General features: G+C 56.7%; 19 protein-coding genes, 1 tRNA gene and 1 pseudogene. 9 read left to right on the top strand and 12 right to left on the bottom strand.

Annotated elements, in window-relative coordinates; translation table 11 throughout:
• Positions 1 to 422: 422 nt before the first annotated feature.
• From ACP7E0_RS29325 to ACP7E0_RS29335, 3 genes are all read left to right on the top strand, one after another.
• On the top strand, positions 423 to 1106 hold the full coding sequence (locus ACP7E0_RS29325; RefSeq protein WP_426130222.1) for a lysozyme: 684 nt from the start codon (positions 423 to 425) through the stop codon (positions 1104 to 1106).
• On the top strand, positions 1103 to 1387 hold the full coding sequence (locus ACP7E0_RS29330; protein ID WP_426130223.1) for a hypothetical protein: 285 nt from the start codon (positions 1103 to 1105) through the stop codon (positions 1385 to 1387). The genes ACP7E0_RS29325 and ACP7E0_RS29330 overlap by 4 nt, the downstream gene beginning before the upstream one ends.
• A 102-nt stretch (positions 1388 to 1489) precedes the next feature.
• On the top strand, positions 1490 to 1825 hold the full coding sequence (locus tag ACP7E0_RS29335) for a DUF1515 family protein (RefSeq protein WP_426130225.1): 336 nt from the start codon (positions 1490 to 1492) through the stop codon (positions 1823 to 1825).
• 205 nt (positions 1826 to 2030) lie between these two features.
• Here the strand turns inward: ACP7E0_RS29335 and ACP7E0_RS29340 are convergent, their stop codons facing one another.
• The 9 genes from ACP7E0_RS29340 to ligD all read right to left on the bottom strand — a co-directional run bounded on the left by ACP7E0_RS29340 (position 2031) and on the right by ligD (position 7777).
• Positions 2031 to 2453: a hypothetical protein gene (locus tag ACP7E0_RS29340; RefSeq protein WP_426130227.1), complete on the bottom strand. Its 423-nt coding sequence runs from the start codon at positions 2451 to 2453 to the stop codon at positions 2031 to 2033.
• A gap of 322 nt (positions 2454 to 2775) precedes the next feature.
• A complete protein-coding gene (locus ACP7E0_RS29345; protein ID WP_426130229.1) occupies positions 2776 to 3012 on the bottom strand; it encodes an Arc family DNA-binding protein in 237 nt (78 codons plus the stop codon).
• A gap of 640 nt (positions 3013 to 3652) precedes the next feature.
• On the bottom strand, positions 3653 to 3895 hold the full coding sequence (locus ACP7E0_RS29350) for a hypothetical protein (protein ID WP_426130231.1): 243 nt from the start codon (positions 3893 to 3895) through the stop codon (positions 3653 to 3655).
• Positions 3892 to 4164 (bottom strand): hypothetical protein, encoded by a 273-nt coding sequence (locus tag ACP7E0_RS29355; protein ID WP_426130233.1) that lies wholly within the window; start codon positions 4162 to 4164, stop codon positions 3892 to 3894. Before ACP7E0_RS29355 ends, ACP7E0_RS29350 begins: the two co-directional genes overlap by 4 nt.
• A gap of 54 nt (positions 4165 to 4218) precedes the next feature.
• Positions 4219 to 4422, bottom strand: a complete 204-nt coding sequence (locus ACP7E0_RS29360) for a hypothetical protein (RefSeq protein WP_426130235.1) — start codon at positions 4420 to 4422, stop codon at positions 4219 to 4221.
• A 9-nt stretch (positions 4423 to 4431) separates the two neighbouring features.
• Positions 4432 to 4809, bottom strand: coding sequence for a response regulator (locus ACP7E0_RS29365; protein WP_426130237.1), 378 nt, complete (start codon positions 4807 to 4809; stop codon positions 4432 to 4434).
• Between the two features lie 330 nt (positions 4810 to 5139).
• Complete coding sequence (locus ACP7E0_RS29370; RefSeq protein WP_426130239.1) at positions 5140 to 5430, bottom strand: hypothetical protein; 291 nt, start codon at positions 5428 to 5430, stop codon at positions 5140 to 5142.
• Positions 5427 to 5624 (bottom strand): hypothetical protein, encoded by a 198-nt coding sequence (locus ACP7E0_RS29375; protein WP_426130241.1) that lies wholly within the window; start codon positions 5622 to 5624, stop codon positions 5427 to 5429. The genes ACP7E0_RS29370 and ACP7E0_RS29375 overlap by 4 nt, the downstream gene beginning before the upstream one ends.
• Positions 5625 to 6736: 1112 nt before the next feature.
• Entirely contained in the window at positions 6737 to 7777 is a 1041-nt protein-coding gene (gene ligD, locus ACP7E0_RS29380; RefSeq protein WP_426130243.1) for a non-homologous end-joining DNA ligase, read from the bottom strand.
• A gap of 163 nt (positions 7778 to 7940) precedes the next feature.
• Between ligD and ACP7E0_RS29385 the strand changes: the two genes are divergently transcribed.
• The 3 genes from ACP7E0_RS29385 to ACP7E0_RS29395 all read left to right on the top strand — a co-directional run bounded on the left by ACP7E0_RS29385 (position 7941) and on the right by ACP7E0_RS29395 (position 10018).
• Positions 7941 to 8270, top strand: a complete 330-nt coding sequence (locus ACP7E0_RS29385; protein ID WP_426130245.1) for a hypothetical protein — start codon at positions 7941 to 7943, stop codon at positions 8268 to 8270.
• Complete coding sequence (locus ACP7E0_RS29390; protein ID WP_426130247.1) at positions 8267 to 8512, top strand: hypothetical protein; 246 nt, start codon at positions 8267 to 8269, stop codon at positions 8510 to 8512. The genes ACP7E0_RS29385 and ACP7E0_RS29390 overlap by 4 nt, the downstream gene beginning before the upstream one ends.
• An 822-nt stretch (positions 8513 to 9334) precedes the next feature.
• Positions 9335 to 10018 carry an SOS response-associated peptidase gene (locus ACP7E0_RS29395; protein ID WP_426130248.1) on the top strand — a complete coding sequence of 228 codons (684 nt, stop codon included), beginning with the start codon at positions 9335 to 9337 and terminating at the stop codon, positions 10016 to 10018.
• Positions 10019 to 10601: 583 nt separating this feature from the next.
• On the opposite strand, the gene ACP7E0_RS29400 is transcribed toward ACP7E0_RS29395, so the two are convergent.
• Together ACP7E0_RS29400 and ACP7E0_RS29405 are read right to left on the bottom strand one after the other, a co-directional pair.
• Entirely contained in the window at positions 10602 to 10907 is a 306-nt protein-coding gene (locus ACP7E0_RS29400) for an XRE family transcriptional regulator (RefSeq protein WP_426130250.1), read from the bottom strand.
• A gap of 81 nt (positions 10908 to 10988) precedes the next feature.
• Complete coding sequence (locus ACP7E0_RS29405; protein ID WP_426130252.1) at positions 10989 to 11141, bottom strand: hypothetical protein; 153 nt, start codon at positions 11139 to 11141, stop codon at positions 10989 to 10991.
• A 190-nt stretch (positions 11142 to 11331) separates the two neighbouring features.
• Here ACP7E0_RS29405 and ACP7E0_RS29410 point away from each other — a divergent pair.
• Both ACP7E0_RS29410 and ACP7E0_RS29415 read left to right on the top strand, forming a co-directional pair.
• Positions 11332 to 11543 (top strand): annotated as a pseudogene (locus ACP7E0_RS29410) (MgtC/SapB family protein); the annotation flags it as partial.
• 285 nt (positions 11544 to 11828) lie between these two features.
• Complete coding sequence (locus ACP7E0_RS29415) at positions 11829 to 12797, top strand: GlxA family transcriptional regulator (protein ID WP_426130254.1); 969 nt, start codon at positions 11829 to 11831, stop codon at positions 12795 to 12797.
• 471 nt (positions 12798 to 13268) lie between these two features.
• On the opposite strand, the gene ACP7E0_RS29420 is transcribed toward ACP7E0_RS29415, so the two are convergent.
• A tRNA-Lys gene (locus tag ACP7E0_RS29420) sits at positions 13269 to 13344 on the bottom strand.
• Between the two features lie 190 nt (positions 13345 to 13534).
• Here ACP7E0_RS29420 and ACP7E0_RS29425 point away from each other — a divergent pair.
• Entirely contained in the window at positions 13535 to 14284 is a 750-nt protein-coding gene (locus tag ACP7E0_RS29425; RefSeq protein WP_426130360.1) for a cytochrome c biogenesis CcdA family protein, read from the top strand.
• Positions 14285 to 14305 lie beyond the last annotated feature (21 nt).

Below are 14305 nucleotides of genomic sequence, written 5' to 3' on the forward strand. Positions count from 1 at the left end.
GATAGCGATTCTTGCAGTCGCCGCCGTCGCCAATCCGAGAAAATGGCGCCGCGCGAGATTACGCTGATTTTGCAGGTCGTTGCCTGTCATGTCCTCTCCTTCCCGGCGTCGAGCCGGCTAAATGCACGAGGTAGATGTTGCATCCGATTGGACAAACTTGAAATAGCCCATTGGAGCATCCGTCGTAGCTCAATGTAAGTATTTTTGGGGGGGGGCGGCGCCGTCCGGGGCAGCCTGATGCCCGCAAATGCCCGGCGATGGGCAAAGACCGGACGCAAGCGGGGGACCTGCGTCCGGGGAGGCCAAACAACTCAGTGGCACGGGTGGTTTAGGCCTCGGCCGACCGGGGAATCCACTCCGCAAGCCAGCTTTCGTACAAATTACCGCATCAATTCTTTGTTCCAACATCAAAGGACATCATCATGACACGACGCATCAACGCGGCGGGGCTTTCCCACATCAAACAGTGGGAAAGCTGTGAACTCGTCGCCTACAAAGATATTGCTGGGGTCTGGACCATCGGTTTCGGCCACACCTCGGCGGCAGGTACCCCAAACGTCAAACCAGGGATGCGGATCAACGACGTTGAAGCTGAAGGTATCCTTCGCAATGACCTCGAGGTATTCGAGGCCCGCGTTGAACTTCTGGTCAAGGTGCCTCTGACGGACAATCAGTTCGCCGTGCTCGTCTCCTTCGACTTCAATACCGGCGCCCTCCACAAGTCGACGCTGCTCAAGAAGCTCAACACTGGCGACTTCGATGCTGTCCCGACCGAGCTGATGAAGTGGGTCAATGCCGGCGGCAAGAAGTCGAAGGGCTTGGTCAATCGGCGATCGGCTGAAGCTGGCCTGTGGGCCAAGGGCCAGTTCGTAGCCAGCCACACCGTAGCGGTCACGAAGGCCGTCAATAAAAAAGACGTGGCGGTCATCGTCGGCACGGGCGCGGGCGGCGCGGCTACATCGATCGTTCCCGTCCTCCCTGACGTTTTGGATGCTGTGACCAAGCAGCACGACGATTTGACAAGCGGGGAGTGGGCTCGGATCATCGTTGCGCTCGTCATCCTCTCCCTGACGATCTACGGCATCTATCGCAAGGTGCGGTCGTGATCAGCAAGGTCTCGGCCATCATCGGCGGCGTGGGCGGGCTAGTGCTCGGCTTCGTCATCGTCCAGCTCGCGAACACTCTCTGGCTCCTGCCTGCCGCTCGCGACGAGGGCAGGGACCGCATCATTGCCAAGCAGGCTGTTCAATCTCAAAAAAAAGAACTGGAACGGAAGGGCGACGATGCGAAACTTCAGCGTCTGTCTGATTTTGATTTGTGTGTTGCCTATCTTGGCAGGGTGCCCGAGTGCGACAGTCTCCGGCTGCAGCCCGTTTCTGAAAAGTAACCTGTCACCGGCCGGCACAGTTGCACTGCTGACGGCGGATCGACCAGGCGCCGAGCGCGTGATTGGCAACGATCGAGCGGGTGCGCGAAAAGGGTGCTGGGAATGAATGATGCGACGACACACCAGCAACTTGGCATGCTGATTTCGGAGGTCAAGAACCTTCGAGAGGACTTTCGCCGGTCGGAGGACAAGTCGGACGCCAGCCGCGCATCGGTTCATCGACGCATGGATGAGTTGGTTAATCGTGTCGGAAAGGTTGAAGGCGCCGTGGCGCAGGTGAAAGAGGACGTGATGGAGATGAAACCGGTGACAGACGACGTGCGAAAGTGGAAATTGATGGGGATGGGTGCGCTGGCTGTCGTTGGTCTCGGAGGCACAGCGCTGGGCGTCAGCATCGCGGGTTTCTTCGATCAGATTGCAAGGTTCTTCCGGGGGTAGGGGCGTCAAGCCCGTCCAGCCACCACACCACGATTAACAGGGTCGCAGCCACAGCGACCCCGATTGATATAAATGCTTCTGCGTTTTGGCCAACGTCCAAACCCTACCTCGTCAGGTCAGGTGAAATCGTTCTCAATCAACGACATCAGTGTCGCCATCTACCTTCGTCCACTTCCGCGACCACAATGGTGTCGTGCCAGACGTGTCAGGCTGGCAGCAGGTCAACGACCCGCATAACCGCCGCTGTGGTTCCTTTGTTGGTGGCACTTTCGTGCGTGTCCTTCCCGCAGCTGTAGACATCACCACCCTTGCATGTGAATTTCATTTCTCCTTGTGTGATCTCCAACTCTCCTTCGATCACCGTGCAAACCATGTCATTGGCCATCGCTTCATCTGGCCATGTCGATCCCGGTTGGAACACGGTGTCCGACAGTTGAACTTGTTTGTAGGCGGGGATCATGGAGTCCCGTTTGCCCAGCATTACGACCCGAACGCCCGGATGAAATTCCTTTCCGTCCTCAGGGCCATACATTGCTGCCTCGGCTGGAGTTCCGATAGTGATGAGGGGCGCGGCTGCGGCCACTGTCAAACCGAGTGCCATTGCGGACCTGCGATTCATGTCTTCCATAGCTTCCTCCCTTAAACGCGATGCGCAAAAGCACACGCTCACGTGATTCCACGCCCGGATCTTCCTGCTGTCAAATCAATTGCGGCGCGACCTAAACCACCCCGTTGCTCAATTTAGCGGGTGGAGCGCCCCTCCCAATGGCCGCTGGCCAGGTGCTTGGGCTGGTAGTCGGCCATGAGATAGCGCTCAAGGGCGCGGATATCGTGCCGTAAGTGAGCCTGCCTTCACGTTAATCCGGCAGTGGCTCAAAATACCGTGACAAAAAAAAGAGCCTCACCAGCAATGCCGGGAGCGTCCGCACCCGCCGATTACTGTTAGCGGGCTATTTTTGCCGCTTGTGCGATTGGATCAGTCTTTGTTTGAGACTGTCCATGTCGGCCAGAATGCCAAGCAACTCGGCATCATTGACGTCGCCGACGTCTTCAGGGGTAAACGACGCTTCGAGCCGTGCGACGATTTCGGCCGTCATCGATCGGCCGTTGTTCACGCCGGCCGCCCGAACCCTATCCCTGAGACTCTCGGGTATTCTTAGCCGAAAATGTAAGTCTTCTCTCGCCATGTCTTTGAAGTGGCACAAAATCTTATTGACGGATATGCCGCACCAATGCCCCACATTTGCCTATAGCCCGCTCTTAATCCATGTTTACGAATAGATAGCGGTTCGGTTTGCGACGGCGGTCATCGGCCGCTGGGCACCCCAACCATCGGGTCTAAAGGGATGTAAAAGCATGCTGCATGAAAGCGAGCGTGCTGATGGTTAGGCGAAGTCCGCTGGCGTCACTCTCAAGTCTCCGTCCAACTCGAACTTTTCATGTTTCGCTTTATCTACGGCCCTTTGCCTTACGGCATCCAGATCGTGAATAAGTAATAGGTCGGTCGAAGCTCGCACTACAACAGGACGTCCATTTAGCGTGGCTGAGAGGACTAGGTCTTCGCCTAGCCTTTCTTGCTTTCCAGTGAAGTGAAGATTGGCCAAATCTACCTCCGAGGCGGGGTTAGGTAACAACCTCAGTCTCGCCGTCAACCTTTGTCCACGTCAACGACCATTCCTCCATACTGTCGCCTTCGGGGGTAGGGGCGTCAAGCCCGCCCCAGCCACCACACCACGATCAACAGGGCCGCAGCGACAGCGATGATAAAAATATTTCTGCGGATTGGCTAACGTCCAATGCTACCTCCCAAGGTCAGCATAATTGTTCTCACTCAGTACCCTCCGTCTCGCCATCAACCTTGGTCCACGTCAGCGACCACTCGTCCATACTGCCCCCATTATCGCTATAGGTGCCGTGATCATGCACCTCGGCGTCGATCGTGACGAATTCCGGAGGGGCAACACCGTGCAGGTCGACCACACGCAGATAGTCGCGCAGCTCGTCCAGGCCACTGACCTTTTTGATATCCTGTCGGCCGGGCTTTGATATGGTCCATGCGTAAATGGTCATGGATTCGCCCCCGGCCAGTCGTTTGACGGGTCTGGGTCGCCGGAGGGGTGGGGATCGATTTCGTCCATCTCCTCGGCAGGATCAGGGTGTTCGGCATAGGCGATCCGCATATTTTTCAGGACCTCTTCCATCGCGCTGATCGTTTCGATCGTGCCCCATCCGTGTGTGTTCGCCTGATCCAGGATAATCTGCAACGGACCATCAACCTCCTCCTGACAAGCGAGATTGCGATCCTCGTGAGATACGGGATATTTCGGCTCGTTGATCATTGCGGCTCCTCCATTTCGCTGGAACCTGAGTAACGTCCAAAAAGTTCCGCAAACTTATTTTGCCGGTGGTTGAGCGGGGATTTGTTTGGAGCCCTCCGGGGTCGCCTTTCCGGCAAGTCGCAACTCTCGAAGGCGCTGGGTCTTTCGAGCATCCGCTTCGCGACGCTCCTTGATCGCCTCCTCAGCGATGGCTTTGGTCTGGTCGAAGTTTCCGAATGCAGAAGGACCCCGCTTGCGTTTCGGTTTCCGCTCTTCCATTGCAACCTCCTATGCTTGGCTGGCCACCTTTGCTTTGGCCTGTGTGAGTGCTGCGATTAGTTCCTCTGGAATGCAGGGCTTTGACACCCAAGTGGCATGGAGAAAGGCCGGACCCGCGTCCTCCCTACTTGAGCCGGAGCAAACCACGAAGGGTATGCCTCTGTTCGTCAAAACTGTTGCCACCTCGGAACAGGGACCATCCCGTAGGCCAACGTCCAGAAGGACAACGGAAGGGGTATTGGATTTGAGCCATTCGTGAGCGGACGCACAGGTGGAAAAAATCGCTACCTGCGTGAAGCCAGCCTGCCCAACAATTTCGTCATGATCCAAGGCAATGAGTGGCTCGTCTTCTAGGATAAGGATTGATTTGGCTGCTCTTGCGTCCATGAAGGCCTCCCTGATGAAGCAAAAAGTTTCGCCACCGCGAAATTAAAAATCCAAATGTCACTTCTGGCAATAAACTTTTTATATGAAATTTGCCGGGATGCCACCCGATCGGCCGCCAGGTCATTAGAGGTCGTTACCAAACAAGCGGGACCCTCGGACGGATGGGTGCAACGAAGAGCGGTAAGGCACTTCCCCCAAAAAAATCCGAGAATGACCCCGCCGAAGCGGGGCCAAGTTGACCTTGTGCCGAGGAGATATGACCGGCGTGAAAGTGGGTACGGTACAACAGGAGCAAAAAAGAGGCAAAGCGGTTGGTCGTTGCGATGACGTTCAGCCGATCTTCCCATCCAGCACAATCTTCAGCATCCGGATCATGTCGGCCATCTCCAGAAGCACTTTTTGGGCGTCCTGATGAGAGCCCTTTTCAGATTTCAGCGCCGCAATCTCCAAGTCATTGAGCGCGTCCCGCCCAGCGCCGGACCTAATGCCGGTCATGAGCCGCAATTCGCGGATAGTCCGCGCGCCGCGTACCATGAGCTTTGTGCGCTCGGCTGGCGTTAGCCTGCCAATTTCGTTTGCGGCACGGATGAGTTCGGCTATGAAATCGGTGATGGAACTCAATGGATCCTCCCTCCGGCGCGCTTGGCAAATTCAAGATTGAGCCGGGTCACCCATTTCCCAGCCTGAGCTTCGTCGAGCCTGTTCAGGACGATATCGTTCACTGCCGCCGGCTTTCCAGTAAACACGTCAAACACCGTCCAAGTGCCGCTAGGGTTCTTGCGCAGATCGAAGCGTTTTGGAGGACGTAACTTCATTGCTGAATGCTGGGTCAAGGGAGCAACAAACTTGATGTCCCCCGGGAAACGCCGACGGGATTAAGTTGGCGCTCCCCGAGGTGATCCACGCTGAGGCGAGCGAGCCCACGGCGGCGATCAAAATTTCAACTAGCAGACTACGCTAATGTTCCGACGAAAGGCAGGTGACCCAAAGAAAAAGCCGGCATTTGCCGACCTCTCCAAGCGACAGCAAGTGCGATCCGTGGTCAAATGCTGCGGGCGAGTTATGAAATGGGATATGGAGCGACTGTTGGCGGTTTCAAGTAAGGCGTCGGTCGAAGGTCAGCTGTTGCGCTCAACATCGTCTAAGGCAACTAAAAGAAGGCGCCGGAAAGCAGCAAGAAGCCGCCAACGGCCATCAAAACTAAGCCTGGCAAGTTCCTCAACCCCAAGAAACGGACGCCCTGCCGCCGCGGCTCCAATGTCGGGCGATCCTGGCCGAGTTTGTTAGGCTCACTGAGCCGGCGCTGTTCGAGCGCCTTCCAGACCAAAAGCAGCAAACCGCAGATAAATAGAAGTGCGCCAGCTGGAACTGTCCACATCGGGCCGTGCTCCCTACGCCATCTTATCGCAGTTATAACAAATAATGGCCTTCTTGTCTGGTTCCGAGTTTGATCAGCCTATTCAGATATCACCGAAAATTGGGCCTCAGTGCTTAGAGCGCCGCCGCTCCCGCCATTTCGTCGACGACTATTGCGCCGGTGTGTCTATAACTGGCGGAATTAACTCCCCGTCTTTCGGCTGCAATTCAGGATCACTCGTTTCAAACAGCGCTAGGCTAAGTACGATGACAATAAGCCCGCACAGCAAAGCCACGAATATAAGACCTGATTTATCTATCCACTTTCTCATATCTTAGAGGGTGCTGATAGATTGAGAGAAATTTGAGGCGTCGCCTCATCGTTCTCGTCGTCATGTCGCGACAAGGCGGCCTTTCAAGCGCCACACAGCAAGTGCCAGTACATCCGTGGTCAAATGCTGTGGGCGAGTTCTATGACCGAATATGAACCGATGATGTGTTGCTTTCAATCAATCGGAAGTTAGGCCGTTGCTTAAACCCGGACTGCGCTCAATTGTTCCCCTGGCGATAATCATGCGACCTCGTAAATGTCAGACGCGTCAGCCTCGTCCCGCAACCCTTTGAAAGAAGCGTGCCTCAGCTTCCCATCGTTCGTCCAAGCGCGAAACTCGATTTCGGCCACCAGTTCCGGCCTGGCATAGACGACGTTCTTTGCCTTGAGGCGTACTGGCGGATGCTCGATCGGCATTTGGTCGAGCTGCCCTTTGAGCTTTCTGGCCACGCTGTGTTTGAAGCCGGTACCGACCGAACCGACATAAACGAGGCCGTCGCCCTTGCGGCCCGCGAGCAACAGGCTGGCGATGGCGCCCGGCATCGTGGTCGAAGGCTCATATCCCACGACAACGAAGCTCTCGCTCTGGACGCACTTTATCTTAAGCCAGTCGCCTGTCCGGCCTGATCGATAGGGACGATGGCGATGCTTTGCGATGATGCCTTCAAGGCCGTGCTCGCAGGCGCTCTTCAGGAGCATCTCGCCATCGGCCTCGATCTCCTCTGAAAGTCGGATCGTTCCGCCCTTATCCGTCAGGACACTCTCAAGCAGCATCCGGCGCTCGGCCAGATCCATGCGCGTGATATCGTGGCCATCAAGGTAGAGAAGGTCGAAGACATAGAAGATTGCCGCCGCGGCGTTCCTCTTTCCTCCCCGGCCACCCAGCGCGTTCTGCAGCGCTCCGAAATCTGACCGGCCTTGGTCGTCGAGAACGACCGCTTCCCCATCCAAAATCATTGTTGCTGCGCCAAGGTCTTTCGCGGCTTGCTCAATCGCCGAGAACCGCGTCGTCCAGTCGTGCCCGCCTCGGGTTAGTATGCGAACCTTGGTCGGCTCGACATGAAGAGAAAGCCGGTACCCATCCCATTTGATTTCAAATGCCCACTCGTCGCCTTTCGGCGGCTTGGATGCCAGAAGCGCCAGGCAGGGCTCGATCCGGTCCGGCATTGGGTCGAAGGGGAGGCGAGGCTGACGGGGATCGCGCGCGGCCGGCGCCCGGCTCTTCAGCGGCTGATCGGGTTCGGTTCGCAGTCCGAGGGACTTCGGGGGAAGTTTTGCCATCCCGATATTGCGCCACAAGATTATTAAAAAGTCTTGCGAAATAGCGCCGGGAGCGGCGAATCAAAATCGGCTTTTATTATTTGTCTAGAGTCATTTGAACGAATCCACTACATTCGCGTTTGAGGAGTCTGCTTACGCCAATCCAAGATTTGGGGGGGATGCCATGAACGCCAAACTTCATATCGACGGATCATTCCAAGCGATGCGCCAAGCACTCGACGAGGCCAACAGTGCTTTTGAGAGTGGAGGGGCGGATACCCACCGGGACGCGATGCAGCGGCTCGGGCGCGTCGTGATGAATTCGATAGCGGAGATCATTGAAACCGACGGTGGAACGGACGGCTACCTCTATGACGCGGAGGGAATCGCTCAGGATATCGAGTCCTGTTACCACCAGCTTGTTCAGGAGGAGGAAGCGGCGGAGCCGAGCTTCAATCCTCGCCAGTCGACCCACGGAACCATAAATTACCGTCAACAAGGGGTGGGTCGATGATCACAGGCACGGACTTGCTGCAGATTTCACTCGCCCGCGTTAACATGGATCGCACTGACCTGGAGGCGGCCGGCGTAATCGATCGGGGCGAAGCGGGCGATAAAGCTTGGTCGAACTTCGGGCGCGACATGGATACGTTCATCCTGAAGCTCCCAGAATGGCGGCGCGCGGCGCTCGCCGAAGCAATACAAAGGCGAACCGGACAAAGGCAAGCCGGCCACGCGGTCGAGCTATCCCACTAATCCCCCAATTGAGGGATAGCTGAGCTAAACCAAAAGTGGTATCGATTCGGTCGTGAATGCGGCGCGACCTGAACCACCCCGTTGCTCAATTTAGCGGGGTGGAGCGCCCATCCCAATAATCGCTAGCAAGGTGCTCCGTGCAGCGCCATTCGGTGTCGCCGCGGCTACGCTCCTTCCCAAACGACCCCCATTTCGTACACCCGTCGTGACCGCACCAGTGGTCGAAATGCACCGGTGAGTTCGGGTGGGCGTTCGTTTTGTCGTCGGTCATGCTTGCCCCGTCTTCAATCCGTTGTGGGTCATCAGTCGCTCGTAATAGTCTTCGGCTTTTGCCGCAGCCTTTCGTGCTGAGCGCTCGTAGCCCTGATGCGGCGTTAAGCGGCTTTTAATTCCCTTTCGAGGTCCGTGGCCGGTCCACAGCCAAAACCCCTTCTTCGGTCCGTGGGGTTCATAGCGGATCCTTCCGACTGCGATGTCACCATCCCAACCTTGAAAATCCGTCTTATGGCTATCGGCATCTTCCGGATTTGGCCAAGTCGCGCGCCACTTATATCGGGGTACCGGACCTTGGCTAACTTTCACCCCCGCACTGCTTGTAACTGTCGCTTCATTGGTGCGTGTCAGGTCTATCCCACGTCTATGCTTCACCGGATCTCTCCCGTTGTAAGCCCCGATGACATCAGATTGGTGGCCGCCTCGCCGCGAAGTGTTCTTAGTATGTTCTCGTTCGGAGGTGAGTCAAGGCCGCTTCTGATTCCGCATTGAAACTGGTGCGCGGTTGCGAGAGGATGGCCTCGATGTGTGGAGCGAGGGAGAAATGGCATGTGCGGACGCTTTACGGATCTCATGACCTGGGCAGAGTTGCATGCCCTCTACAGCATCCATGAGAAGGGGGCTCCCGCCTCGAACATGCGGCCCGGCTACAATATTGCGCCGACATCGATCATTCCATTCGCCCATAAGGATAAAGGGGGCGATCTCGTGCTTGATACCGGTCGGTGGTGGCTTGTGCCGTTCTTCGTCAAGGAGTTGCCCAAGGCTGCCATGTTCAACGCCCGCATCGAGACAATCGACACGTCGGGCGCCTACCGTGAGCCGTTCAAGTCGAAACGCTGCCTGATTCCTGCCGACGGCTATTTTGAGTGGACGACGAGCGAGGAGGACGGGAAGAAAGACCCGTGGATGCTGCACTTGCCAGAAGGAAAGCCGTTCTCCTTTGCTGGCCTATGGGCGCACAATGCCACGCTCGGCGTCACCAGTTGCACCATCATCACCGCGCCGGCCGTCGATCACATCTCGCACATCCACCCTCGGATGCCGGTCATCCTCGATCCGGACGCTTACGACGAATGGCTTGACCTCGGAGTGCAAGGGAATGCCGCCAAGGCTTTGCTCGTAGAAAACCAGATCGACAGCGATCTTGAGTATTTCAGAGTAGGGCGCGAGGTGAACAATTCTCGTTACGAAGGCACGGACACGAAAAAACCGATCGTCAATTCGCTTTAACTCCGGACAAGGCTATTTGCGGTTGGCCTGCCGCAGAAAGGTAAGACCTGCCGTTGCTGAGATGCCAATAAAATCAATGGGACCGTGTTTGGTCGCACCAAATCCTAAGCGATTGATTTCAGCCGATCCTCATACACCTGCAGGGGTCGCCAATCTTATCCCGAAGAAACTTCTTTTGCGAGGTCATCCGGCAATTTGCCGAAGCCGGCCAAGTGGCAATGCACCTTATTTTAACCGCATGGTTGGGCGGGGCATGACACTGAGAAATAAACCAACCGCCATGCCCCTATGGCGTTCAAGGCCAATAATATTTTCTAGCATTTGAACTTCGCGGTCACCATTACAACAAAAGCAAATGCGCCTACGGCCTTCGGGTGAAGATTGGGACCGGAGTATGCCAAATCTCGCCCGATGGAGGAACGTGGCGTTGCAAGGCATATAAAATCGTAACAGCGGAGGGGCGTTGATTCAGGCAATATCAGCAGTTCTGACAACACGATTGATATGGGTAGGCAAGAGGCTACCCTGGACGGCGGGTTTCATCCGATGATCACGCCATAAAGAGCGCTAATCCTCTCCCGCGCTAGACGCCCGGTACTTCGTCGTCGGCCACAAGGCCGCCTTCGCTTTCGAGAATGGAGAGGCGTCGTGCTTCCGAGCGGGTAAATTTGAGCTGCACGCCGAAACCTCTGTCTCCCTCTGGAATGAAGAAGGCTCCGGCTGATTCGAGCGCGGATTGAAGCTTTAGGATGACCTCCTGTGGCGGCAGATCGAGCTTGCGCTCGAATGCAGCGATCACATATTCACCAATCCCTGAGCGTGTCGCCGAGAGCTGGCGGGATATTTCAACGAGCGCTCTCGCGGCGCGGCATTGGGAACCAGTAACCATGATCATTCTCCGGCAGTAACGGATGACCGAAGGTTGGTTGCCGGTCAATTGCCGGGATGACCAATGGTTGGACTATCGCTGTCAAAGAACAAAGAAGCCTATGACGGCCGCGATCGGTACTGGGACACCGACAAGCCAGATCAGCAATTCGCGGACCATGAACTGCTGATAGTCGGATGCGTGCTTGTCCGGGTGCAAAACCGGCGGCACGGCTGGGGAAGGCGGAATGGCCATGAACTGCCTCCAGCGCTAAAAATAGAACATCCAGATCAGGATGACGACGATCAGGGGAACGCCCATGAACCAGAGAATGCCTGCGCGCAACATATCGAATTCCTCCGTTGAATCGCTTCTGTAACGCGTGGTTGTGCATTTCGTTCCTTCGTCCTGTTGTGCGCTCGCCCGCAGCCCTCTGGAGCGGCATCGCATCGACCCATCGCGTGTCGTCGAGGCGGTAACCACCGGGGTGGCGTTCCTGGTGGCCGGCACAATTGTCCTTTCGCGGGCGAGGTGCGTGGACTGACGACAGGGGCCGGCATCCGGCTTGCGAGGGCCATCGGCCTTTTGCTCGGCTTCGGACACCGGCTTATTTTGACGGCAGGATTGACGGTGCTTTACGTCGTGGGGGAGTTGCAGAGCATCTAGAAATCGACGCCGCACCAGCCTGATGCGACGGCGGCAAATGAAAAAGACCTGGAAAACCAGCTCAATCCTAAGCCGTGATGAGGCCTATACGGCATGGAAAAAACGGGTCGAAAGCATCTCTGCCGTTCGACCCGTCCGGTAAAGTTCGGATAGGGGGAATTTCCAGACATCTGCAGGCAGAAAATCCTGCCGATGGGAGGTCTCTTACAGGTCCATCATGCCCGAACAGCGATAATCCATTTGACATAAAGCGCAGAAGATTTGACATTTCTGCCAATGTCATCCGACCCAGTCTCCAATCGCAGCGTCCAGGTTGTTGTCGTCGTACTGCCGGAATCGTCGATCATGTCGCTCGCTTCGGTCCTAGATCCGATGAGGGCCGCAAACAGGGTCGCCGGCAAGGCATTGTTCGAATGGGAAATACTATCTCCCGCCGGCCAGCCGGTCCTTTTGACATGCGGTGTCTCGATTGCCGCCAACGGGATGTTTTCGGCACGCACGGATGGTGACGTGCTGTTGGTCATCGGCGGCTTCAATCTGGACCGCTATGCGGGAAAATCCTTCATCGCCAGCCTGCAATCCTGTGCCCGGCACTTCTCCGTTGTCGCTGGAATCGAATCGGGCTGCTGGCTTTTGGCGCGCTCGGGTTTGGTCAATGGCCGCGCAGCCACGGCGCATTGGGAGGAACTGGAGGATTTTGCGCTCGCCTTTCCAGACGTGTCCGTCAGGGCCGACCGCTTCGTCACCGACGGTAAATTCTGGACCTCCGGTGGTGCGTCGCCGACGTTCGACATGATGCTGCATATGATTCGCCAAAGATTCGGCTCGGCCGTCGCGCTCGATGTGGCAAGCATCTTCGTGTATGACGAGACGCATGCAGCAACAGATGCCCAGCCTCTGGTCTCGCTTGGACGCATGGAGGCTCTTGATCCGGCACTTGCCCGGGCGATCCGCCTGATGGAGCGCACGCTCGACCGGCCCTTGTCGATCGTAGCGCTTGCGCTTCGCGCCGGGCAATCCCAGCGCAAGCTCGAAATGCGCTTTGCCAAAGCCCTGGGTATCAGTCCTGCCGCCTATTATCTGCGGCTGCGTTTGCAGTCAGCACATCGTCTTGTCGGTGACACGCAGTTGCCGGTACGCGAAATCGCCCTTCGCTGCGGTTTCGACAGTCTGTCGTCGTTCTCGCGTGCCTTCAAACATCTTTATGGCGAGAGCCCGCTGAAATCACGCCGTGCGCGTCAATGACGGCTGCTGACGCGCACGCACTGCAGTATGGAAGTGTGCCATGGTGGAATGTTCAAAGGCAGCAAAGCCGGTTATCGTGACTGTTCAAGCAAGGAAAACACGGTCATGGCTGAGGACCTCAACCATCTGCTCAGAACACTTTACGATGCGGGCGCCGAAAATGTGCCGGCATCCGAGATCGATTGGCATTAAGACCAGATGCCAATTCTGCCGATGGCGCTAAGTATGGGGTATCTGCGTTACCGGGAGCGCGGCGGGATTAAATATTTCTGTCTGACAAATGCTGGATACGATGCGATCGGCGCCGAACGCCTTCTCGCCCTTTGGTCCGTTATCTCGCTGGTTCAGGTCTTTGTCCGGTTGACGTGAAGCGCACTTAAGTGCGAGCAGCTGTACAGCAGGCGCCGCGCACGAAAATGGTGCTGCCGATGGAATCTGGGAGCCGGTAAGATGTTCTTTTCTTTGCGATTATGGTGAGAGCGCAGGGATTCGAACCCTGGACCTACTGATTAAAAGTCAGTTGCTCTACCGACTGAGCTACGCTCTCCCAGGACCGGTCTGTTATGTCCGGCGGAAGTGGGCGGACATATGCACAGTGGGCTTGTTTTGGTCAACCCAAAAAACAGGCAAAAGTGCAAAAACGATGTTTTCCAATGAGATCGCCAAAAGGTGATTGGTTTGGCACCGGCTTCGGCGCTAAGACGGCCGGGCTTGTTGCAGGCTGGAGTTTTAACCTGGTGTCCATCGCTGATATTTCCATCTGGACCGCCGTTCTGGCGGGCGCACTCTCCTTTCTTTCGCCCTGCGTTCTGCCGCTGGTGCCGCCCTATCTCTGTTACATGGCGGGCATATCGGTGGATCAGTTTCGCGGTGGCGAAACGCAGGTCGCCTCCACCGGCACCCGGCGTGCGGTGTTTGGTGCCGCCTTCCTGTTCACGCTCGGCTTTGCCACCGTGTTCGTGGCGCTTGGGGCTGGGGCATCCAGCATCGGCCTTGTGCTGCGCCAGCATATCGACATCTTGTCGCGCATCGGCGGGATCGTCATCATCGTCATGGGCCTGCATTTCCTCGGCGTGTTCCGGATCGGCATCCTCGGGCGCGAGGCGCGTTTCCAAGGAAATGGCAAGCCGGCGACGCTGTCGGGCGCCTATATCATGGGCCTTGCCTTTGCGTTTGGCTGGACGCCCTGCATCGGTCCGGTGCTCGGCACCATTCTCGGTGTTGCGGCTGCGCGTGATACGGTGACGGACGGAGCCATGCTGTTGGCTGTCTATTCGCTGGGGCTGGCCATTCCGTTCTGGATTGCCGCCGGGTTCTCCGGTGCTTTCATGAAATTCCTGTCGCGCTTCCGCCGCCATCTTGGTCTGGTGGAAAAGCTGATGGGGGGTTTCCTGATTCTCGCCGGCCTTGCCTTCGTTTTCGGCTTCATCAGCGCGATGGCCATATGGTTCCAGGAAACCTTTCCAGTCCTGATGCAAATCGGCTAAGCACGAACCTCAAACAGAGGT

This window comes from Pararhizobium sp. PWRC1-1 (genome assembly GCF_049897905.1).
Lineage (GTDB): Bacteria > Pseudomonadota > Alphaproteobacteria > Rhizobiales > Rhizobiaceae > Pararhizobium.